The sequence below is a fragment of the Ochrobactrum sp. 19YEA23 genome (assembly GCF_029909865.1).
GTDB classification, from domain to species: Bacteria; Pseudomonadota; Alphaproteobacteria; order Rhizobiales; family Rhizobiaceae; genus Brucella; species Brucella gambitense.
In genome coordinates, this window is record NZ_JASAMQ010000012.1 from 1 (window position 1) to 19847 (window position 19847).

Sequence of the window (19847 nt, forward strand, 5' to 3'; positions counted from 1 at the left end):
CGAACCCGACGGCCCTGCCTCACGCAGAGCCGCATCAGTCCCAGTCGAAGCCATCATCAAATCAGCCTCTTACTGCTTTACCAACGGACAGCCGCCCTTATCGAGCGGACGGAACGCTTCGTCGCCCGGAATGGTGCGAAGAACCTTGTAATAGTCCCACGGTCCTTTGGATTCCGCAGGCGACTTGACCTGAACAAGATACATGTCGTGTACCATACGACCGTCTGCACGCAGCTTCGCATTGCGGGCAAAGAAGTCACTGATATCCATCGTGCGCATCTTGTCGAGCACTACCTTGCCGCTGGTGGACTTTGCCGCCTCGGACGCCTTGAGATAGTTCATGACAGCGGAATAAACGCCAGCATGAACCATCGTTGGCATTTTGCCATTCATCCGCTCACCGAAGCGCTTCGACCAGGCGCGGGTCTGGTCATCATAATCCCAGTAAAAGCCGGTGGTCAGTGTCAGGCCTTTTGCAGTCTCAAGGCCAACGCTATGGACGTCGGAGAGAAACAGCAGCATGCCTGCTATTTTCTGGCCACCCTGCGCAATGCCATATTCATTGGCCTGCTTGAGCGCCGTCATCGTATCGCCCGACGAATTTGCAAGAGCAATCACGTCCGCACCCGATGCTTGCGCCTGGAGCAAGAAAGACGAGAAGTCAGTGGTTTCACGTGGGTGACGAACCGAACCCACAACTTCACCACCGCTCGCCTTGACGGCTTCTGTTGTATCCCGTTCAAGGGCATGACCGAACGTATAGTCAACAGTGATGAAGTACCACTTCTTACCGCCCTCCTGCGTCATGGCGCGACCGGTGCCATTGGCGAGTGAATAAGTGTCCCAGGTCCACTGCGCCGTGGTTGGCGAGCAGGCTTTGCCCGTCAGGTCCGAAGAACCTGCGGTGGATGCCAGAAATGCTACGTCCTTATCGCGCGTGATCTCTTGAACAGCCATGGCGACCGACGATGTCGGCACATCGATAATGGCTTTGACGTTCTTCTCGTCGATCCAGCTGCGCGCCAATGTGGAGCCGATATCCGGCTTGTTTTGGTGGTCGCCAACGATGACTTCGATGGGCTCTCCATTCAACTTGCCACCGAAATCCTCCACAGCCATCTTGGCCGCTACGACCGAGCCTTCACCGGCTAGGTCGAAATTCATGCCGGACATGTCTGTCAGCACGCCCAGTCTAACTGGTTCTGCCAAAGCCGGGCTCGCAAGCATCATTGCGGCAAATGCACCAGAGAGCATCATTGATTTCATTGTCATGGTTTTCCTCCTCCCAAATAATAACGGTGTCAGCTCGACTGGCTGTTGCTTTCCGCAATCAGCCTTGCCAGATAAAACTGGTCAGCTTCATAAGGTGCGGCCCAGTTGGCGCGGTGTTCCTGATCAATGGCCCTCTTCGTCATCCGCAAGGCCATTGGCGGACATTCAGCGATCGTCTGCGCGAAAAGCTTTGCTGTTTCGACCGCGCCACCCGCGGGCGCAATCTTGTCGCACAGCCCCATTTTGAGGGCGTCCTGCTCGCCGATCCGCTCATTGGTGAAAAGCGCGAGCTTGGCGCGCGTCGGCCCGATGAGCGATGACAGGAGGGGCAAACCGCCCCAACCCAGCGTCATGCCCAGACGAACTTCCGGAAACTGAAAGAATGCGCCCTCAGCCATAACGCGGAAATCCGCCGCCAATGCCAAAATACCGCCCCCGCCGACGGCTGGACCTTCGACAGCTGCAATAGTGATTTGCGGCAACAGCCGCCACCGATCACACATGACGCCGCCAAGCGACATGGCCGTGTGACGAGAAACAGCGTCCGAACCATTCCGCCACAGATTTTCGTCCTTCAGATCGACGCCACCCGAAAAACGGCTTTCAGTACCCGTGATGATAACGACCTGAATAGTGTCATCCGCCGACAGCTCGTCAGCCGCTTCTATGAGCTCTTTGATCGCTTTTTCATTGAGAGCATTGGCCTTGCCGCCACGGTCATAGCGCACCACCGCAATCGGTCCTTCGCGCTGGATATCGACTATGGCCATTTCCATCCTCCCAGATGTTTTCGCTTTGACATACTACCGAGTATGTTGCATATTCCAAATAGGTTTGCAACTGCCCTCTTTTGAAGGTTTAGTTGCGACCGGGGCAGGAGGAATTCAGAATATGACGCCAGACCAGCGTGCGCTCGACCGCAACCATTCCGTGTTGCGATATCTTCTCGATCAATATGCAGCGGAGCGCCCCACAGCACCATTCGTGCATTTTTGGCCATCGACAGAATGGGATTACAATACAACCCGGGACCGCGTTCGCCAGCGCGCGGCAACGCTGCAATCCCATGGCGTAAAACGCGGCGATCACGTGCTTTGTTTTATGGGCAACGGGCCGGACCTACTCACCACCTGGTTCGCCATCAATTATATCGGCGCGGTCTATGTGCCGATCAACACCGCAGCCCTCGGGCGCCCGCTGGAACACATTCTGGATGACGCGGATGCACCGTTGATGATCGCACATGTCGACCTCGTGGAACGTTTGCGAGATATCGCTCCGGGCAAACTGCGTAAAGTTCTTGTCGTCGAGGGTACAGCTGACTGCGCAGTCGCTAGCGTGGAAATCCTGCCTCTGATCGATGTTGAAACCGTCAGCGAGACCGAGCTTGTTCTCGACACGCCGATTGAGCCGTGGGACACACTGGCTATCATGTACACCTCTGGTACGACGGGCAATGCCAAGGGCGTCGTGACCTCTTATGTGCAGCTTTATACGATGGGGCCGGACGCCTTTGACTGCGTCGATGAAACGGACCGCTGCATGATTTGCGGTCCGATCTTTCATTGCGGCTCCACGCTTTATGTCTATGCGATGCTGGCGCGCGGACTATCGATTGGTATGATGCGCGAGTTCAAAACGCAGCATTTCTGGCAAGCAGTGCGGGAAACGAACTCGACCTACTGTCTGTTGCTGGGTGTGATGGCCAGTTTCCTCCTAAAACAGCCGGTTTCATCGGATGATCGCAACCACCCGCTGCGTCGTGCCTTCATCACGCCATTTGGCGAAGATGGTCCATTGTTCGCCGAGAGATTTGGCGTGGAGGCATGGACCATCTACAACATGACCGAAATCGCCAGTCCGCTTGTTGCTGGTCCCGGCATTACGCAAAAGGGCATCGCGGGGAAGCCGCGCCCCTGGTATCAGTTGCGTGTCGTCGACGAAAACGACATCGAAGTGCCGGATGGCACGGCTGGTGAACTTGTCATTCGCTCCGACCGCCCCTGGGCTTTGATGAAAGCCTATTACAACAATCCGAAAGCCACTGTCGAAGCCATGCGCAATGGCTGGTTTCACACCGGAGACAGTTTTCGTAAGGATGAAAACGGCGTTTATTTCTTCGTTGATCGCCTGAAAGACGTCATCCGGCGGCGCGGTGAGAATATCTCCTCCTTTGCGTTAGAGGCTGAAGTGCTTTTCCACGACAGCGTCAAGGAATGCGCGGCTATCGCAGTCCCAAGCGAATTGAGCGAAGATGAAGTCCTTATCGCCGTAACGCCGGTGGACGGACAAGAAATTGTCGCCGAAGAGTTGCTGGATTTTCTTGCAGGCCGCCTACCCCGCTTTATGGTGCCGCGCTATGTGCGGATTTTGGAATCTCTTCCGAAGACATCGAGCGGTAAAATCCGGAAGCATATTTTGCGCAGTGAAGGGGTTACCGAAAACACGATCGATCGCGAGTTGAAGGTGAAGCGCGCAAGTTGATTTGCAGAAGCTCGACCCCGATAAATCGAAAGAACTGAACACATGGAAAATTTCGTCTTCAACACAACGCCATCCATCGTGCTACAGACCGGCGGTCTGGCGAAGATAGCCGATATCGCCGGGCACCTGTTGGGCAAGCGTGTTGTGATCGTGACCGACAAGGGATTGCACAAGCTCGGACTTCTGGACTCTGCAACAAATGCGCTGGAACAGGCAGACATTGCCGTTTCGATGTTTGACGACGTGCAGGCTGATCCGCCAGAAAGTAATGTTCTCGCGCTGAAAGATCACATCCTGGCGCATGAAGCGACAGGTGTCCTCGCCATTGGCGGCGGCTCCTCAATGGATGTTGCAAAGGTTGCAGCCCTGATCGCAAAGAGCGGTGAGGCGCTCAACGACATCTACGGCGTCAATATTGCGCGTGGCCCGCGCCTGCCGCTCGTTCTGGTGCCAACAACAGCGGGAACAGGGTCGGAAGTCACACCGATATCGATCATCACCACGGGAGCATCGGAAAAGAAGGGCGTCGTTTCTCCGCTTCTGCTGCCGGACACGGCAATCCTCGACGCAGATTTGACCGTTGGCTTGCCAGCGGCGGTAACTGCTGCCACCGGCATCGATGCGATGGTGCATGCCATCGAAGCCTATGCCTCGGCCTCCACCAACAACAATCCCCTGTCGCGCTCATTGGCGCGCAACGCCCTGCAATTGCTTGGCTCCAATATCCGCACTGCGGTCTTTGAAGGCCAGAACCGTGATGCACGGGCTGCCATGCTGCTTGGCTCATTGCTTGCTGGTCAGGCGTTTGCCAATTCTCCGGTGGCTGCGGTTCATGCACTCGCCTATCCGATTGGTGGCCATTTTCATGTGCCGCACGGCCTGTCCAATGCGCTCGTGCTTGCGCATGTGTTGCGCTTCAATCTGCCAGAAGCAAGCCATATCTATGCGGAAATTGCAGCCGATGTTTTCCCAGAACTCGCCAGCATATCGGCGGAAAAACGCGCTGAAGCCTTTGTCGAAAAACTGGCAGACCTCAGCCGCGAACTTGGCGTACCGCAGACATTGCGCGAGGTGAACATCACGGAAGGCGATCTGCCTCTGCTTGCGCGCGACGCCATGAAACAGACCCGTCTTCTGGTCAACAATCCGCGCAAGGTAACCGAGGCAGATGCTCTGGCGATTTATAAGGCCGCATATTGATATCGCCGCAGTTGGCATCATAAAAAAGGCCGTTTAACCGGCCTTTTTCGTGTCTATCAGCAAATCTCAAACAAGCCTGCCGCACCCATGCCGCCGCCAACGCACATGGTCACCACCACATAACGTCCATTGCGCCGCTTGCCTTCGATGAGGGCGTGCCCAGTCATACGCGCACCCGACATTCCGTAAGGATGGCCAATCGAAATAGCGCCGCCATTCACATTGAGCTTCTCATTGTCGATGCCGAGCTTGTCGCGGCAATAAAGCACCTGCGCTGCGAAGGCCTCGTTCAATTCCCATAGATCTATATCATCGACCGTCAGGCCATGCTGCTTCAGCAGTTTCGGCACGGCATAAACAGGACCAATGCCCATCTCGTCAGGCGCACATCCGGCAACGGCCATCCCGCGATAGATACCGAGCGGCGAAAGGCCCCGCTTTTCCGCTTCCTTCGCTTCCATCAGCACGGAAGCCGAGGCCCCGTCCGACAACTGCGAGGCATTACCAGCGGTGATATAGCCGCCCTGCGCGATGACCTGACCACCGGCAAAGACAGGCTTCAATCCGCGCAAGCCTTCCAGTGTGGTTTCGGGACGATTACCTTCGTCCATGGCCAGCTCGATGTTTTTCGACGAAATCTCACCTGTGACCTTATCCTTGATCAGCATAGTGGATTGTAGCGGTACAATCTCGGCGTTCAACCGGCCTGCTGCCTGTGCGGCTGCCGTGCGTTGCTGCGATTGAAGCGCATACTCGTCCTGCGCCTCGCGCGAGACGCCATAACGCGCCGAAACAATCTCGGCCGTCTCAATCATGCTCATATAGGTGGCGGGCACATGCTCGGTTAGCCACGGATCGCGCCAGCGATAAACGTTCATATGATCGTTCTGCACCAGCGAGATCTGCTCCACGCCGCCGCCAATGGCAATCGTCATGCCATCACCGGTAATCTGCTTGGCAGCTGCCGCGATAGCCATGAGCCCAGAAGCGCATTGACGATCCATCGACTGGCCCGGAACTGACACAGGAAGGCCAGCCCGCAACAAGGATGTGCGGGCGATATTCATATGGGTCGTGCCTTGCTGAAGCGCCGCGCCAATGACGACGTCCTCCACTTCCGCGCCATCAATGCCTGCGCGTTCGACAGCAGCGGCAATTGCATGCCCCGCAAGTGCTGGCGCTGTCGTGTCGTTGAAAGCTCCGCGATAGGCTTTGCCAATCGGTGTACGCGCAGTTGATACGATTACAGCTTCTCTCATCAGAGCTCCTCCACTGACGCCGAAACGTAAAGCCTTTCGGCTAATTCTCTAAGTTCCGGGGTCAGCGGAACAGGTCGTCGCGTGTCTCGGTTCACATAGACATGCACATATTCACTTACAGCAGCAGTCAGCTCTTCGCCATCCTTGAAGATGCCAAATCCCCACAGCAAGCTTGTATTACCGATGTGCTCGACACGAACCCCGACAACGACATTGTCGGGATAAGAAATCTCGGAGAAATAATTCGTTGAATTGCGCGCCACGACGCCGATGGGGGTGGCGCCATTCAGCTCCAGAGCGCCTGCCGCTATCAGCGACCGATTCAACGCCGCATCGCAATATTGCATATAAACGACGTTATTGACGTGGCCATAAATGTCCATGTCACTCCAGCGCGTCTGCATCTCGTAGAACTCCCGATAGGCTGAGCGAGGTTCAGCCTTCGGGCGAGGCTTTTGCGCCGTCATTCGACGACCTCGTGTGCCCTCGACGTTGCAATGATGCGATCCACATGCGCCAATCCGGCATCGGTTTCGATGAAGTTGGCCATATCATCGATCTTCGTGAAAGCGGCAGCAACAGCTTCAGGCGTCCGCTCACCCTTCGGCAGATAAACGCCTTCACTTTCCACAATCGCCATGCGTGCTACGGTACCGGCACCGGCCAAAAGAACAGTCCGGCTTGGCGCTTGCTCGCTTACGAGGAAGAGAGCAGCAGGAACAACGTTTTCCGGTGCGAGGCGCACCAGCATTTCCTCGTCCAGCACATCACCGGTCATGCGTGTTGCCGCAGTCGGCGCTATCGCATTGACGTGGATGTCGTACTTGTCGCCCTCAAAATGCAACACATTCATCAGGCCGACGAGTCCCGCCTTGGCGGCACCGTAGTTGGATTGACCGAAATTGCCGTAAACGCCCGACGTGGACGTTGTCATCAGGATGCGGCCATAGTTCTGACCTTTCATGACGTCCCATACGGCGCGACTGGCATTGGCCGAGCCAATGAGATGCACGTCAACGACAGCGCGAAAATCGGCCATTTCCATCTTTGCGAAGCTCTTATCGCGCAAGATACCCGCATTGTTTATAAGAATATCGATGCGGCCAAATTCTTCGACTGTGCGCTTGGCCAGCGCCTGCATGTCATCGAATTTCGTGACGTTACCCGCATCGGCGATAGCCACGCCGCCCTTGGCGCGAATTTCCGCAACCACCTTTTCCGCGGCTTCAGACGCGCCGCCTGTTCCATCCCGGCTGCCGCCGAAATCATTGATGACAACCCTCGCGCCGCGTGCAGCCAGTTCAAGCGCATAAGCGCGCCCAAGCCCACCACCAGCACCTGTTACGATTGCAACGCGATTTTCGAAAGAAATGGCCATATGATCCTCAACCTACTGTCAGAATAAGCCAGTCAGCAGCGAGTGCTGGCTTCGCTTCGTCTTTGATTTCAACCGTCGCTCCAAGGGTCTGGAGCTGACCATTCCCCTTCGGCTGAACCGATTTGGAATTGAACACGCCGCGAATGGAAGACCCCACCTTCACCGGCGCGAGAAAACGGACCTTGTCGAAACCATAATTGATTTCGACCGCATCGGCTGCAACCTCCGGCAATACTTCGCGGCTGAGCTTGGTCAGCAGGGCAAGAACCAGAAAGCCATGGGCGATAGCTCCACCAAAGGCACTTTCTTTTGCAGCGCGCTCGGGATCCGTGTGAATGAACTGATGATCATCGATGACATCCGCAAATCGATCCACAAGCTGTTGATCGATCTTGATCCAATCCGAATACAGGATCTGGCTTTCCGCGCCCGCGTGTGGTGCAGAATTAGGGTTTATTTCCAAAATTAAATCCTCCAAGCGTTGAAAAATGGACAGTGGTCGCATTAATCAACAACATACTGAGTAGTATGCACTTGATCCTGGCTTTGTCTAGTGGCATTTTGTCGTCGAAATTTGCTAGGCTAAGCTGCCGCTTACCCATGCATCAATCGGAGTAGCAGATGGCTGACAGCCGCCGAAATAACCGAACGGACAGTACCGGGAATGTCGTGATCCTGGAAACAGCCGCTCAGTGCTTCATGGAGCAAGGCTTTTCCACAACGAGCATTGACGACGTGGCGCGCAGGATGGGCTCGACCAAGGGGCGCATTTATCACTACTACTCATCGAAGACGGATTTGTTCTTCGATGTACATCGTGAAGGCATGGATCGACTGTTCAAGGCTGTCGAACCCGTCATGACGTTGAACGGCTCGGGCCTGCATAGACTTGAAGAGATGCTCATGGCGCACGCACTGGCCATGATGAACAACGTCGCTTTCGAAGCGGTCGTGGTGCAGGGTGTTCATATGCATAAGCTTGCTGCGACAACACCCGACCAACGCCGGACACTCAACGAACTGATTTCGATCAGGCGCCGGTTCGAAGACCTGTTCAAGCAGGTCATTCGCGAAGGCATCGAAGATGGCAGCATCCGTCAAGTCGACGTGTCTGTGGCGGCAAAGGCTGTACTTGGCGCCATCAACTGGCTTTCAATCTGGTACCAACCGCGCAGTGTGGAAACAGAAGCCGACCGGGTCGCGCTCGCCAAAGAAATCGTGGGTATACAGATCAGAGGTTTGCATTCGTGAGAGGCGCTTTAACACCTCTCACATGTGGACAATATTCCCAAACTTATGAAACGCGCTGATGCGCTTCATTTTGCAGTAACGAACCGATCAAGCTTGCCCAGCGTTTCCAGACCAAGCTCAATCGCCCCAAAGCCTTTGGCATTCTGGAACTCAGCGGCTGTGCTGAAGACCATTCCCAGGGTCACTTTCGTGAATCCGTCTTGATCCTCAAATGAGGCCCATGCATCCGCATGTTTCGGTCCATTCTCACCCCATAGCAAGGTATAGCCAAGCCGTTCTTCCGGCTTGACCTCACCGTATTGGTGGTGGTTCGGGTACACTGTGCCATCCGGCCCGATCATATCGAAAACCCATTCGCCGCCTTGCCGCAGGTCAATCCTCTTTGTGCGACAAGAAAATCCTTCCGGGCCCCACCAAAGTGGCAAGGTTTCCGGATTCATCCACGCCTTCCAGACCACGTTGCGCGGTGCACGAATAACTTTCTGCAACACCATGGTGCGTTCGGCAGCAAGGGCCAGATTGTCCAGTCCGGCTCCGAAACCTGCTCGATAGCCAGCTTCCATATCGCCCGCCAGCGAAGACAGCTGCACCGTTACGATCAGTTTGCTCCTTTCGCCGAGGTCAGAAAAAGCGGCCGTGACCAATGCGGCTGATTGCTTCACGCCCTCGCAAGAAATCACCTCATAATTCACACTACGCAATGCGGGCTGCAATTCGAGCCAGTCGCATTCGCAACGAATGTCCGGCTGACCTTTCACCTTGCATAGCGAAACCTCGCGACCACCGATCCGCGTATCAGCTTCCAGAAACTCCACCTCGACGGCTGAATTTGGCGCAGCCCAAACTGCCCGTGCGGCTGGAGCAGCCCACGCCTGCCACAGGGCCGAGACGGGTGCGGCCACATTTCGCTCGAAAGTCAGCGTCGTGAAACGGCCTTCACCGGTGGGCGCTGTTTCAATGCTACTCGGCTTTTGAATTTGTGTCATTTTCGCGCTCCTCCATCACACTCATTACAAATGCATCAAGACGATCCAGACGTGCTTCCCAGATGGCGCGCTGTTCATCCATCCAGTTGCGCGCCGGTTCCATAGCTTCCGGCCGAATAGCGCAAGTGCGTATCCGCCCATCCTTGGATGACACAATCAAACCGGCTTCCTCCAGCACGGAAAGGTGCCGCATCACCGTCGGCAAACGAAGCCCGGTGGGCTCGGCCAAGTCCGTTACTGCCGTCGGCCCAGAAGCCAAACGGGTCAGGATCGACCGGCGTGTCGGATCTGCCAGCGCGTGGAACAAAAGTGAAAGGTCTGGATCATGCTTAGCCATATTACTAAGTATTCAGATAAAGGAAGGATGCGCAAGGAAAAACTTAGCCATTTGACGAAGTTTCTCTTGCGCTACCCGAGCGGATGTTCACCTAGCCGCAATAGGCGCGGATGATCTTTCCGGTATTCGCATCGGTTTCAATGGTTATACGTTCCTGCCGGAAGTCCATTGTAACCGGGTCGCCGGGCTTGACCTGACGCACCATGGTTGCGCCGGTGAGCTGCATGGCAGCGTCGTCGGTCATTTTGTCTTTGCCCGCAAGAGTTTCTGCGACATCCTTCTTGCATATTCCAGCCTGAACTTCAGCAACGACCGGAGCCTGCTCTTTTTGACAAGCGGCAACTGCAAGCAACAGCACTGCACCAAACAACAAAGATGCGCGACGCTTGAAATCCATGATCAAGATATCCTTTCAGCAAAATAATCGGCTACTGGAATCGCGTTATCACGAGACACCAGTGGTCTTGCGACGGTGCATAATCGCTCTCAGATGACCAGAACATGAATGCAATACGATTTTCGGTTGGCGCAACAGATCTGTATCGGTATGTTTTGCCCGAACAAAGATCGATATCGGGATGGAACTATGAACCTGCATAGTGGAAGCACATGGGCGAGATTCCACTCTGCCTTGCTTCCATTTATCATTTGGCTGCTGCTCAATCTTCTGGTGATCGGCGGCCTCGCCATTTACCAGCGATCCGAATTATTATCCGAACTTCAGGCGGCCAGTTTCACGTTACATCGTGAAGCGTCCCAGCGTGCGGTTCAGCATGATGCCCATTTGACGGCGCTTTCAACGATTGCGCAATCCAAGGTGCGGACTGCCGAACTTTCACAGGACGACGTGTTTCTTGAGGTCGCTACGACCATCACGCGCTTCTATCCGCGTATCGATGAAATTCAACTTGTGCCAATCAATCCAGCAGCGCCGGTCACGGGCACAAGAGAGCTGGAACCGGGGCTGACCGGAGCCATACGAGCGGCAGCACTTTCGTCGAGCGGCGTCCCAAAACTGATCACACCGGCAGCGCGTCCCGGACATTACATGATTGTAAAGCGTAGCCCGAATAACGATGATCCCCACGATGGATTGGCGCTATCGATCAATGCTGGCGCCCTTATCAGTTCCGACGATGCATTCTGGCGTCGCAACGGTGTCGCGCGCCGTATTCTCATGCCTGATGGAGCGGTTCTTTTCAGCAGCCCCGCTTCATTCGGCGCGGCACTCTTTTCCAAGCAATTGGGAAGTGCCTCTCAGCCGCTTCTTTTCGAAACCGCCGTGAATGTGGGCTGGGCGTCCCTGCTTCCACTGGACCAGTTGATCCCAATCCTCATTCTCTCAAATTTGCTTTTCTTTGGCGGATTAGTAATCGTTCGCCAGATAAAACGCACGCGACAGGCGGAACGTCGGGCTGAACTGAGCAGCCTTGAAGCCCGGCTGGCCCACGCTTCGCGCGTCAATACAATGGGCGAAATGGCAAGCGGTATGGCGCATGAACTGACGCAGCCGCTGACAGCGCTGCTAGCCGGAGCACAGGCCGGGCGCCGACTGTTGAACCGCAACAACACAACAGCGCTGGCTGGCGCGCTTGACGATATGGTGGATCAGGCGCGGCGCGCCTCCGCCATTCTGGATCGTCTGCGCAACTGGTCACGACCGCAACGCAGGGAAAACGTCCAAGCCGATCTCCGTCTTTCGCTGCAAAATGTTCAGACTTTGCTGGCTCCGGAAGCAAAGCGGCAAAATGTCGATATAGAACTTCTGATGCCTGACAACCCTTTGATGGCTGCGGTAGACCCTGTGGAGATGGAACAGGTTATGTTCAATCTCCTGCGTAATTCCATCGAGTCTTTTCATGATGCGGACATCAACAGTCATCGGCAGGTCAAAGCATCTCTGAAGGCTGATGGAAGCTCGGCCATTCTGGAAGTTCAGGACAATGGCCCCGGTGTGGCACCGGAACTGCTGCCTCGTCTGTTCACACCGTTCACGACAAACCGGCCGGAGGGCACTGGCCTTGGTCTTGCCTTGAGCCAACGTCTTGTCGAAAGCTTCGGAGGTGAGATTTCCTATATCCCGCAGGAGCGGGGCGCGCTATTTCGCGTGGCGCTTCCAATCGTTGCCGACAGAGAAAGTTGAAATTGATGGCCCAGCCTGTCTATCTCGTGGATGACGATGAAGCGGTCAGAAAAGCGCTCAGCCTCCTGCTCTCGACCATCGACATTGAGGTCAGGACTTTTGCCGATCCGTCCCTGTTTCTCGCACAACTGTCACGGCTGACGCCGGGATGCCTGATTTGCGATATTCGCATGCCGGTGATGACAGGCCTCAAACTACAGGAACTGTTGACAGTACAGGCAGTCGACTGGCCCGTGATCATTATTTCCGGTCACGGCGACATTGAGGCCTGTCGCCGCGCTTTTCGCAATGGCGCTGTGGACTACCTCTCCAAACCTGTCGATGAACAGGACCTGATCGATGCAATCCACAAAGCCCAGCAATTGCTCGACAGAAGGCTCGGCAGCAAGGCATTGAAGGCTGAAACTCTAGCCTTGCTCGATGCGTTGACCGCACGCGAGCGTGAGGTTCTGGAGCACATTGCGCAAGGCTTCACCACCCGGCAGATTGCGGACGGTCTTGGTTTGTCGCCACGAACAGTAGACAGCCATCGTGCCGCCATTGGCGTAAAACTGGGCACTACATCGCAGGCAGAAATGACCCGTTTGTGGCTGGAAGGGAACGCACATCCGTAGAACTACGGATAAGATCGCAAGCGCTACGGATTCAGTTCTCGGGCTGGTGGGATTAGGTCAGCTCCATCGAAAACGAGGAACGACCATGATCCGTAAACTTGCAATTATCGCTCTGTCGCTGGCTCCGGCTACCGCTTTCGCCCAAACTCTTCCAACGACGCCCTATCTGCCGCTTGATCTGGCAACCAAGGCCGCTCAGGCAGCACTGGATGCTTGCGTTGCCAAGGGCAACAATGTGAGCGTTGCGGTTGTAGCACGCGATGGATCGACAAAAGTTCTGCTCAAAGCGGACCTTTCCGGCCCGCACACCGGCAACAGTGCTGTAGGAAAGGCGTTCACATCAGCGGCTCTCGGCCGGGATTCGGGCGAACTTGCCGAGTTTATCGCTTCAAAGCCCGCCAATAGCGGCATGCGCGATATGGATTCGCGCTTTGTCATCCAGGCGGGCGGATTGCCGATTAAGATTGGCGATGCGCTGGTTGGCGGAATTGGTGTCGGCGGCGCACCGTCTGGCGCAACTGACGCAGAATGCGCACTGGCCGGCATTCAGGCAATCGTGGCGAAGTAAGAAACATCGGGGTCGGGTAATTTACCCGGCCCCGATTTTTCAGTGGCGGCATATCGCGATCTTGAAACAAGGTTCCTTTTCATAGATGAAGGCTGGATAATCCACGCTATCGGCCTGTGAAACGGGAAACTTTGATGACTGTTACGATCTATCACAATCCGAAATGTGGGACCTCTCGCAACACGCTGGCGATGATCCGTGCCAGCGGAGAAGAACCCGTCATCATTGAGTATGTGCAAAGTCCGCCATCGCGCGAAAGACTGCTAGAACTGCTGAAAGCGATGCAGATGACGCCGCGCGAACTTCTCCGTGAGAAGGGCACGCCCTTTGCAGAGCTTGAACTGCAAGATTCAAAGTGGACCGATGACGAATTGATCGACTTCATGATGGCGTATCCCATCCTGATCAATCGACCAATCGTGGAAACGCCGCTTGGTACCAAGCTGTGCCGTCCGTCGGAACTGGTTCTCGACCTTCTCGACAATCCGGTTACGGCATTCACCAAAGAAGACGGCGAAAAGATTTTCTTCAAATAACAGGGCAAAACCGTTTTTAAAAGAGACCGCCGCAAAAGAATATTTATAAGCAATCGCGGCCTGTTTCATTAAAAACCATCATATAATTCTTCTTGATTAAAGAAGGTAATTTGATATTAAGGGCGCATACTAAATAATCAGGATCGCACCAGAATTCCGAATATGACAAATATTTTTCAAAACGCACTGAATCTGTCAGCCATTTTGAAGAATGCCTCGTCATTTCCCCTGATGATGGATGCCAGATCAGACGATGCCATTGGGTTGCTGCACACATAAAGCTGCAGCGACCCCGACACTCCCATCATGACGAAACATGAAGTTCGATCTGGCAAGGCCGATCGTCCTTAAAAACGTTTGGGTTTTCAAATGGCTATCTGGACTGAGTTGGCGAACGCCGGCAATGATGCTGGCGACCAAATATTGTTGCGCCAAAGAGGCGATATCTACGAAATTCGCTACAACGGACTGGAATTGATGTCGAACATCAATTTTCAATCGGAGATAGTTCTCGCAGAACGTTCTCTGCGGTTTTTGCGTCAAACACCAAAGAGAATTCTGATCGGTGGGCTTGGCATGGGGTTCACGCTAAGAGCGGCACTCGATTATGTTCCACCGGAAACACAGATCACGGTGTGTGAACTCATCCCCGACATCATAGAATGGAACCGCTCATTCATCGGCCATCTCGCTGATCATCCACTGCGTGATCGTCGTGTCGAGCTTCAAATCGGAGATGTCATGGAAACCTTGAAGCAACGCCCTTCAACGTTCGACCTGATCTTGATGGACACCGACAATGGTCCCGATTTTCTGGTGCGAGAGCAAAACGACGCAATCTATTCCGGAAATGGCCTGGCCGCATTGGGTCGAGCTTTGACGCCGACAGGGACAGCAAGCTTCTGGTCGGCGACAGCATCATCCAGATTTGAGACAATGCTCGATGCGGAACAATGGAACTGGGACCGTCACGACGTGTGCCTGATCAGCGGCAGAGCCGATGCATTCCATCATATCTACTCCGTCAGTAGAGGCATGACGACGCCTCTCCATGCTCAAAATGCGAGCAACGCATACCAACTAATTGGCGCTTAGCGGACACCGAATGAGAAAGGCGGCTATCGAGCCGCCTTTCATGCACCATCTCTGAAAGGGTCCCGGTGGCGCGCGGCTCGGGAGAAAATCTACTCGCACTGTATAATATGCTAGGCGTGCGGCACGCTGGCTGATAAGTCCACGATACGAAGTCGTGAAAACTATATAGTCAGAGAAGCAGGCATTATGAGTCACGAATCCCATGATCCGGGCGGCAAAGTTCGTCTGAAAATCAAACCGGAAATCAGAGGAGATGCACTCTTTTCTGACTGTGGTCGATATCGCCAGCTTCTGACGCGTGAATGGGACGGCGGCGATCAAGACGGGTACGTACTTTGGATTGGCATGAATCCAAGCACTGCAGCTTATGATGTCGATGATCCAACGGTTTTCAAAGAGCAGAAATTTACACGCCGCTGGGGTTACAGCCGCTATGTAAAATGCAACGTCATGGACTATCGTGCGACACATCCGAAAATGTTGCTGGAAGAAGGCGTTATCCCCTGCACCGATGAGAATGTTCAGACAATTCTCGAGCAGGCCGGAGGCGCGGCAATTGTCGTCATGGCCTATGGATCGCTTCACAAGAAGCTGGCGCATCACGGAGAAGTCGTGACGAACATGTTGCGAAGCAACAATATCACGCTCCATGCACTGAAGATCACCAATAACGGTTCGCCGGGGCACCCGCTGTATCTGAAGGATACGAGCGAACTGATCATTTACTGACAGACCAAAGACAGAAAGACAGAAAATTGTCCAAGAACCCTCCTCGCAACCAGGCTGGTTTTGCAACGCGCGCGATCCATGTTGGCCAGGAACCCGATCCGTTGACCGGAGCCGTGATCCCGCCGATCTATCATGCGACAACCTATGTGCAGGATGGAATCGGGGCGAGCAAAGGATACGACTATACGCGAAGCGGCAATCCCACCCGAAACAACCTTGAGCGCTGCCTGGCAGACCTTGAAGGTGCAGAAGCCGCATTCGTTTTTCCGAGCGGACTTGCAGCAGCCGCGACATTGCTGGAGGCGCTTCCCGCCGGTTCATCCATATTGGCCCATAATGATCTCTATGGCGGTGTCTACCGGTTGCTCGCCGATGTTCGGCCAATCACAGCGGCGCAGAATGTGCGCTTCGTAGATTTTTCCGACGAGGCCGCGCTGCGTGAAGCCGTGGCCACGCACAAGCCTGCCCTGCTCTGGTTTGAGACGCCGTCCAATCCAACGCTCCGCATTGTCGATCTGTCGCTGGTTGCGGAGCTTGGCAACAAGGCAGGTGCGATTACTGTCTGTGACAGCACCTTCTCATCTCCCGCGGGCCAACGCCCGATTGACCATGGAATCCATGTTGTCGTTCACTCGGCAACCAAGATGCTGAACGGTCACTCAGACCTGCTGGGTGGTGTTGTCGCCGTATCGGCGAATGCACCTGCGGGGCTTGCAAAGCGGGTGGGTTATTTGCAGAACGCCCTCGGCTCCGTCATGTCGCCGACAGATTGCGCTCTTTTGCATCGCTCTTTGAAAACTCTCGAAATTCGTAGCATCCGGCAATCGCAAACGGCGCTGAAGCTGGCAACCAGCCTTGAACAAAGAGTGGATGAGCTGGGTCTGACGAGGGTTGTCTATCCCGGCCTGACGAGCCATCCGCAGCATAAAATGGCCGCCGACCAGATGATCAATTTCGGCTGTGTAATCTCTATCGAAGTTGGCGGCGACCTCGCACGGGTCGAGCGCATTTTGACTTCGACACGCTATTTCCACTTTGCAGTCAGCCTTGGAAGCGTGGAAAGCCTCATTCAGCACCCGTCGTCGCTGACCCATGCAGTTGTTCCCGAAGACCAGAAAAGCCAGCTCGGAATTAGCGCTCAGCTCATTCGCATTTCCATCGGCCTCGAAGATCCGGAAGATCTCGAAGCCGATCTTGTGCAGGCATTGATGAACAACCGCTAAGCTTCGCTCGAAGGCGAAATGGCTGAGCTTTCTATCAGCCATTTCGTTTCATCGAATAAGGCAGGAAGAAGAGATATAAACCCGTCGCCAGCAACACAAACAGTGGCAAAAGGGGTGAATAGACCACCCATGCTGGCGGTTGACCGAAAGCCATGGTGGGGAAATTCGCAATAACGGTCAGAGTAAATATAATCGATAGCCAGCGGTGAACTTGCCGGATGGATCTATTCAAGGCCATTTGTTCTTTCCCCTTCAGAAGCCAGCCATAGGCTTGGTGGCTGGCTCTTTTGTTAATCTTCCGTTTCGCGCGGTCTGAGCACTCTTCAAAGCGTCAAATTCAATCCACATTGCCCGCCACGGATTCGAGCTTTTCGAGGAAGCCCTGCCACCCGTGTTGTGCACCGTGAAACGCCTGCGTCTGATCCGGCATGAAACCCGTCTGCTCCATTCGCAAATGTGTGCCGGAGGCAGTCGGTTTGAGCGTCAAAGTCACGACGCTTCTAAGATTGTAAGCGCTATTCTCGTGGACGTGGTTCCAGGTGTAGGACAGTTGCTTGTTTGGCTCTACTACCAGTACTTCACAATCCAGCACACCACCCCACTCACCGCGAAGCTTGAATTGATGACCGACAGTCGGCGCGAAATCATTGTTCATCAGCCAATCGGCGATCAGATGAGGCTCGGTCAATGCCCGCCAGAGCTTCTCAGGTGGATAAGGTATCTCGCGCTCGACGACCACCGTGCGGGTCTCTGTTGATATCTCGCTCATTGGTCCATCCTCCTCAACAAATCTTCAAGGGCGTCAAACTTCCTCTCCCAGAAGCCGGTCATTTCCCGCGCCCAGTCTATAAGCGGCGCCAAAGCAGCATATTCGGCTTTGTAATGGCTCTGACGGCCTTCATGGCGATCGCTCACCAGCCCTGCCCGCTTCAACGCGGCAAGGTGCTTTGAGACGACGGGCTGAGAAACCCCTGCTCCCGCCGTCAGAACCGTGACCGTTTTCTCGCCCTCGCGACAAAGGCGTTCAAATATCGCCCGCCGCGTTGGATCGGCCAGTGCTTTGAAAACTTCGTCACGCGTCACAGTCACTTTATTCATACCTCTATAGCTATGGATTAATTCATAGCTACCTAGCTATACGTTTGTCAAGCGCGATGATAATCGCTTCAAAAGCCTGTCACAGTTGTATGCACATGAATATGCGCATATACTCGACTGAAAGGAGACTGTGATATGTCGGAGCATGAAGCAGCACGCATATTCAAGCGTGCGACCAATCTCTCAATCGATAGCGAGCTTCTTGCGGAGGCCCGTCGGCATAAGATCAATATTTCCAGAGCGGCTGAATTTGGAATCGCGCAGGCGGTTGCAGCCGCCAAGGCGACGCGCTGGAAAGAAGAAAACCGCGCTGCGATACAAAGCTCGAACGCTTATGTCGAAGCAAACGGCCTGCCTCTTGAACGCTATCGCCAATTCTGATGGCTCGATACGACGTCTACCCGAACCCCGGCGGCGGCTATGTGCTGGACTTGCAGGCCGACCTGCTCGATGAGCTGAAAACGCGCATTGTTATTCCGCTCATTAGCAAAACATCAGCCCCGCTTCCAGCAAAGCGCCTTAATCCCAGTTTTGAGATTGAGGGTGAAGCCTATATTCTCGTCACCCAGTTCATGGCGGCAATTCCGGTCTCAGTTCTGAGCGAGCCCGTGACAAACCTTATGGCTTCACACGACGAGATCGTCGCAGCCATTGATATGGTTTTTCACGGCTTTTGAGCCGAGAGGCCATGTCAACCAGACGCCGATAAGTGTACCAGCGGTGCCTTACTCTCTTGCCATAGGCCTTAGCAAATACTGCAACCATTCAGCAGTTTTCTCCGCGAAATCCGCCAGATACGGAACTTACAAGTGAACTCGTGAGTTTTAACAAGCGCTTTGCGTTGTATCGAACCATAGCAATTGGCGCGCTGACTGACGCGGAGGAGTTGTCGTGGAGAATTTTTTCACTCGTCTTTCTCAGAGCATCGCAGAGCTGGCAGGAACATCCTATGCTTTCGGCTGTGCTCTGGGGTTCATTCTTGTTTGGGCCTGCTCAGGTCCGCTTTTCGGGTTTTCTGATACCTGGCAGCTCGTCGTGAACACCGCCACCACGATCATCACCTTTCTGATGGTGTTTCTGATCCAGAACTCGCAGAACCGCGATTCTACAGCCGTGGAAGCCAAGCTGGATGAGGTGCTTCGTTGTGTAAAGGGCGCGCGTTCGCAGCTTATCGGCATTGAACATTTGACTGAGAGCGAAGTCGAAGCCATCCGGACAGCCATCGAAGACGAGAACGGGAACGAGCGTGCCAATGTGAATATTGAAGAGTTGCTCCGCAATGCGACCCGCAGGGCAAAACGACATCAAGCGAAGTAAGATGCGCTCCCGGTCATCCGCTTCAATTGGAGTGATTTAATCCGATACATCAGCGGTACGAAAAGTTGGACGTCTTCCACCGGCGGCCGAGCATCACTGGCTGGTCCGGATTATTCGGTTCTGGCAAAGGCTGCCCGGGGTCAGGGAGCGGCGGTATCTGCTCCGGCTCATCTGGACTGACCGGCTCACTGTCGGGGGTCGGTATCGTTTCAGGCGGCGGTTCTGGCAGTTTTTCCGGCTCGGGCGGTGGTATCTCGTTGGGATTTCCCGACATTTGCCTGAGACCAGTTGACCAAATGTGTTCAGTATCGAGTTGTGGTGCGGTCATTTGACGATCCTCTCTTACTAATGAGGATC

General features: G+C 54.6%; 26 protein-coding genes. 13 read left to right on the plus strand and 13 right to left on the minus strand.

From position 1 onward, the window contains the following. Positions 1-69: 69 nt before the first annotated feature. On the minus strand, positions 70-1272 hold the full coding sequence (locus tag QBD01_RS22305) for an ABC transporter substrate-binding protein (RefSeq protein ID WP_182522570.1): 1203 nt from the start codon (positions 1270-1272) through the stop codon (positions 70-72). Between the two features lie 29 nt (positions 1273-1301). After that, on the minus strand, positions 1302-2042 hold the full coding sequence (locus QBD01_RS22310) for an enoyl-CoA hydratase/isomerase family protein (protein ID WP_182522569.1): 741 nt from the start codon (positions 2040-2042) through the stop codon (positions 1302-1304). Between the two features lie 121 nt (positions 2043-2163). On the opposite strand from QBD01_RS22310, the gene QBD01_RS22315 reads away from it, so the two are divergent. Together QBD01_RS22315 and QBD01_RS22320 are read left to right on the plus strand one after the other, a co-directional pair. After that, positions 2164-3756 carry an AMP-binding protein gene (locus tag QBD01_RS22315; RefSeq protein WP_280994572.1) on the plus strand — a complete coding sequence of 531 codons (1593 nt, stop codon included), beginning with the start codon at positions 2164-2166 and terminating at the stop codon, positions 3754-3756. A 42-nt stretch (positions 3757-3798) separates the two neighbouring features. Continuing rightward, on the plus strand, positions 3799-4956 hold the full coding sequence (locus tag QBD01_RS22320; RefSeq protein WP_280994573.1) for an iron-containing alcohol dehydrogenase: 1158 nt from the start codon (positions 3799-3801) through the stop codon (positions 4954-4956). Positions 4957-5012: 56 nt separating this feature from the next. On the opposite strand, the gene QBD01_RS22325 is transcribed toward QBD01_RS22320, so the two are convergent. From QBD01_RS22325 to QBD01_RS22340, 4 genes are read right to left on the minus strand one after another with little or no spacing between them, the layout of a single operon-like run. Further along, positions 5013-6215: an acetyl-CoA C-acyltransferase gene (locus QBD01_RS22325; protein WP_280994574.1), complete on the minus strand. Its 1203-nt coding sequence runs from the start codon at positions 6213-6215 to the stop codon at positions 5013-5015. Next, positions 6215-6682 (minus strand): thioesterase family protein, encoded by a 468-nt coding sequence (locus QBD01_RS22330; protein ID WP_280994575.1) that lies wholly within the window; start codon positions 6680-6682, stop codon positions 6215-6217. Before QBD01_RS22330 ends, QBD01_RS22325 begins: the two co-directional genes overlap by 1 nt. Continuing rightward, entirely contained in the window at positions 6679-7593 is a 915-nt protein-coding gene (locus QBD01_RS22335) for an SDR family NAD(P)-dependent oxidoreductase (protein ID WP_280994576.1), read from the minus strand. The genes QBD01_RS22330 and QBD01_RS22335 overlap by 4 nt, the downstream gene beginning before the upstream one ends. 7 nt (positions 7594-7600) lie before the next feature. Further along, entirely contained in the window at positions 7601-8098 is a 498-nt protein-coding gene (locus tag QBD01_RS22340) for a MaoC family dehydratase (protein ID WP_392391466.1), read from the minus strand. Between the two features lie 116 nt (positions 8099-8214). Between QBD01_RS22340 and QBD01_RS22345 the strand changes: the two genes are divergently transcribed. Continuing rightward, entirely contained in the window at positions 8215-8844 is a 630-nt protein-coding gene (locus QBD01_RS22345) for a TetR/AcrR family transcriptional regulator (protein WP_280994577.1), read from the plus strand. A 65-nt stretch (positions 8845-8909) separates the two neighbouring features. Here QBD01_RS22345 and QBD01_RS22350 read toward each other — a convergent pair whose 3' ends face one another. The 3 genes from QBD01_RS22350 to QBD01_RS22360 all read right to left on the minus strand — a co-directional run bounded on the left by QBD01_RS22350 (position 8910) and on the right by QBD01_RS22360 (position 10564). Beyond that, positions 8910-9830 (minus strand): SRPBCC family protein, encoded by a 921-nt coding sequence (locus QBD01_RS22350; RefSeq protein ID WP_280994578.1) that lies wholly within the window; start codon positions 9828-9830, stop codon positions 8910-8912. Then, positions 9805-10167 carry a metalloregulator ArsR/SmtB family transcription factor gene (locus QBD01_RS22355; protein ID WP_280994579.1) on the minus strand — a complete coding sequence of 121 codons (363 nt, stop codon included), beginning with the start codon at positions 10165-10167 and terminating at the stop codon, positions 9805-9807. Before QBD01_RS22355 ends, QBD01_RS22350 begins: the two co-directional genes overlap by 26 nt. Before the next feature lie 91 nt (positions 10168-10258). Then, positions 10259-10564, minus strand: a complete 306-nt coding sequence (locus tag QBD01_RS22360; RefSeq protein ID WP_280994580.1) for an I78 family peptidase inhibitor — start codon at positions 10562-10564, stop codon at positions 10259-10261. A gap of 189 nt (positions 10565-10753) precedes the next feature. On the opposite strand from QBD01_RS22360, the gene QBD01_RS22365 reads away from it, so the two are divergent. The 7 genes from QBD01_RS22365 to QBD01_RS22395 all read left to right on the plus strand — a co-directional run bounded on the left by QBD01_RS22365 (position 10754) and on the right by QBD01_RS22395 (position 17075). After that, positions 10754-12310: an ATP-binding protein gene (locus QBD01_RS22365; protein ID WP_280994581.1), complete on the plus strand. Its 1557-nt coding sequence runs from the start codon at positions 10754-10756 to the stop codon at positions 12308-12310. Between the two features lie 5 nt (positions 12311-12315). After that, on the plus strand, positions 12316-12924 hold the full coding sequence (locus QBD01_RS22370; protein WP_280994582.1) for a response regulator: 609 nt from the start codon (positions 12316-12318) through the stop codon (positions 12922-12924). A gap of 85 nt (positions 12925-13009) precedes the next feature. Further along, a complete protein-coding gene (locus QBD01_RS22375) occupies positions 13010-13492 on the plus strand; it encodes a heme-binding protein (protein WP_280994583.1) in 483 nt (160 codons plus the stop codon). Positions 13493-13626: 134 nt separating this feature from the next. After that, positions 13627-14028 (plus strand): arsenate reductase (glutaredoxin), encoded by a 402-nt coding sequence (arsC, locus tag QBD01_RS22380; protein WP_280994584.1) that lies wholly within the window; start codon positions 13627-13629, stop codon positions 14026-14028. A gap of 369 nt (positions 14029-14397) precedes the next feature. Next, the gene (locus QBD01_RS22385) at positions 14398-15123 is read left to right on the plus strand and encodes a hypothetical protein (protein ID WP_280994585.1); all 726 of its coding nucleotides are present in this window, start codon (positions 14398-14400) and stop codon (positions 15121-15123) included. A 186-nt stretch (positions 15124-15309) separates the two neighbouring features. Continuing rightward, the gene (locus QBD01_RS22390; protein WP_280994586.1) at positions 15310-15852 is read left to right on the plus strand and encodes a DUF1643 domain-containing protein; all 543 of its coding nucleotides are present in this window, start codon (positions 15310-15312) and stop codon (positions 15850-15852) included. Positions 15853-15878: 26 nt separating this feature from the next. Then, positions 15879-17075, plus strand: a complete 1197-nt coding sequence (locus tag QBD01_RS22395) for a PLP-dependent aspartate aminotransferase family protein (protein WP_280994587.1) — start codon at positions 15879-15881, stop codon at positions 17073-17075. 34 nt (positions 17076-17109) lie between these two features. Here QBD01_RS22395 and QBD01_RS22400 read toward each other — a convergent pair whose 3' ends face one another. The 3 genes from QBD01_RS22400 to QBD01_RS22410 form a co-directional block, all read right to left on the minus strand. Then, positions 17110-17313 carry a hypothetical protein gene (locus tag QBD01_RS22400; protein WP_280994588.1) on the minus strand — a complete coding sequence of 68 codons (204 nt, stop codon included), beginning with the start codon at positions 17311-17313 and terminating at the stop codon, positions 17110-17112. Positions 17314-17412: 99 nt separating this feature from the next. Beyond that, positions 17413-17844, minus strand: a complete 432-nt coding sequence (locus QBD01_RS22405; protein WP_280994589.1) for an SRPBCC domain-containing protein — start codon at positions 17842-17844, stop codon at positions 17413-17415. Further along, positions 17841-18173, minus strand: coding sequence for a metalloregulator ArsR/SmtB family transcription factor (locus QBD01_RS22410; protein WP_210277373.1), 333 nt, complete (start codon positions 18171-18173; stop codon positions 17841-17843). The genes QBD01_RS22405 and QBD01_RS22410 overlap by 4 nt, the downstream gene beginning before the upstream one ends. 135 nt (positions 18174-18308) lie before the next feature. Between QBD01_RS22410 and QBD01_RS22415 the strand changes: the two genes are divergently transcribed. From QBD01_RS22415 to QBD01_RS22425, 3 genes are all read left to right on the plus strand, one after another. Then, positions 18309-18554: a type II toxin-antitoxin system CcdA family antitoxin gene (locus QBD01_RS22415; protein ID WP_280994590.1), complete on the plus strand. Its 246-nt coding sequence runs from the start codon at positions 18309-18311 to the stop codon at positions 18552-18554. Further along, the gene (locus tag QBD01_RS22420; protein WP_280994591.1) at positions 18554-18850 is read left to right on the plus strand and encodes a CcdB family protein; all 297 of its coding nucleotides are present in this window, start codon (positions 18554-18556) and stop codon (positions 18848-18850) included. The genes QBD01_RS22415 and QBD01_RS22420 overlap by 1 nt, the downstream gene beginning before the upstream one ends. A 214-nt stretch (positions 18851-19064) precedes the next feature. Further along, entirely contained in the window at positions 19065-19490 is a 426-nt protein-coding gene (locus QBD01_RS22425; protein ID WP_280994592.1) for a low affinity iron permease family protein, read from the plus strand. A gap of 49 nt (positions 19491-19539) precedes the next feature. Here the strand turns inward: QBD01_RS22425 and QBD01_RS22430 are convergent, their stop codons facing one another. After that, a complete protein-coding gene (locus tag QBD01_RS22430) occupies positions 19540-19818 on the minus strand; it encodes a chitin-binding protein (protein WP_280994593.1) in 279 nt (92 codons plus the stop codon). Positions 19819-19847 lie beyond the last annotated feature (29 nt).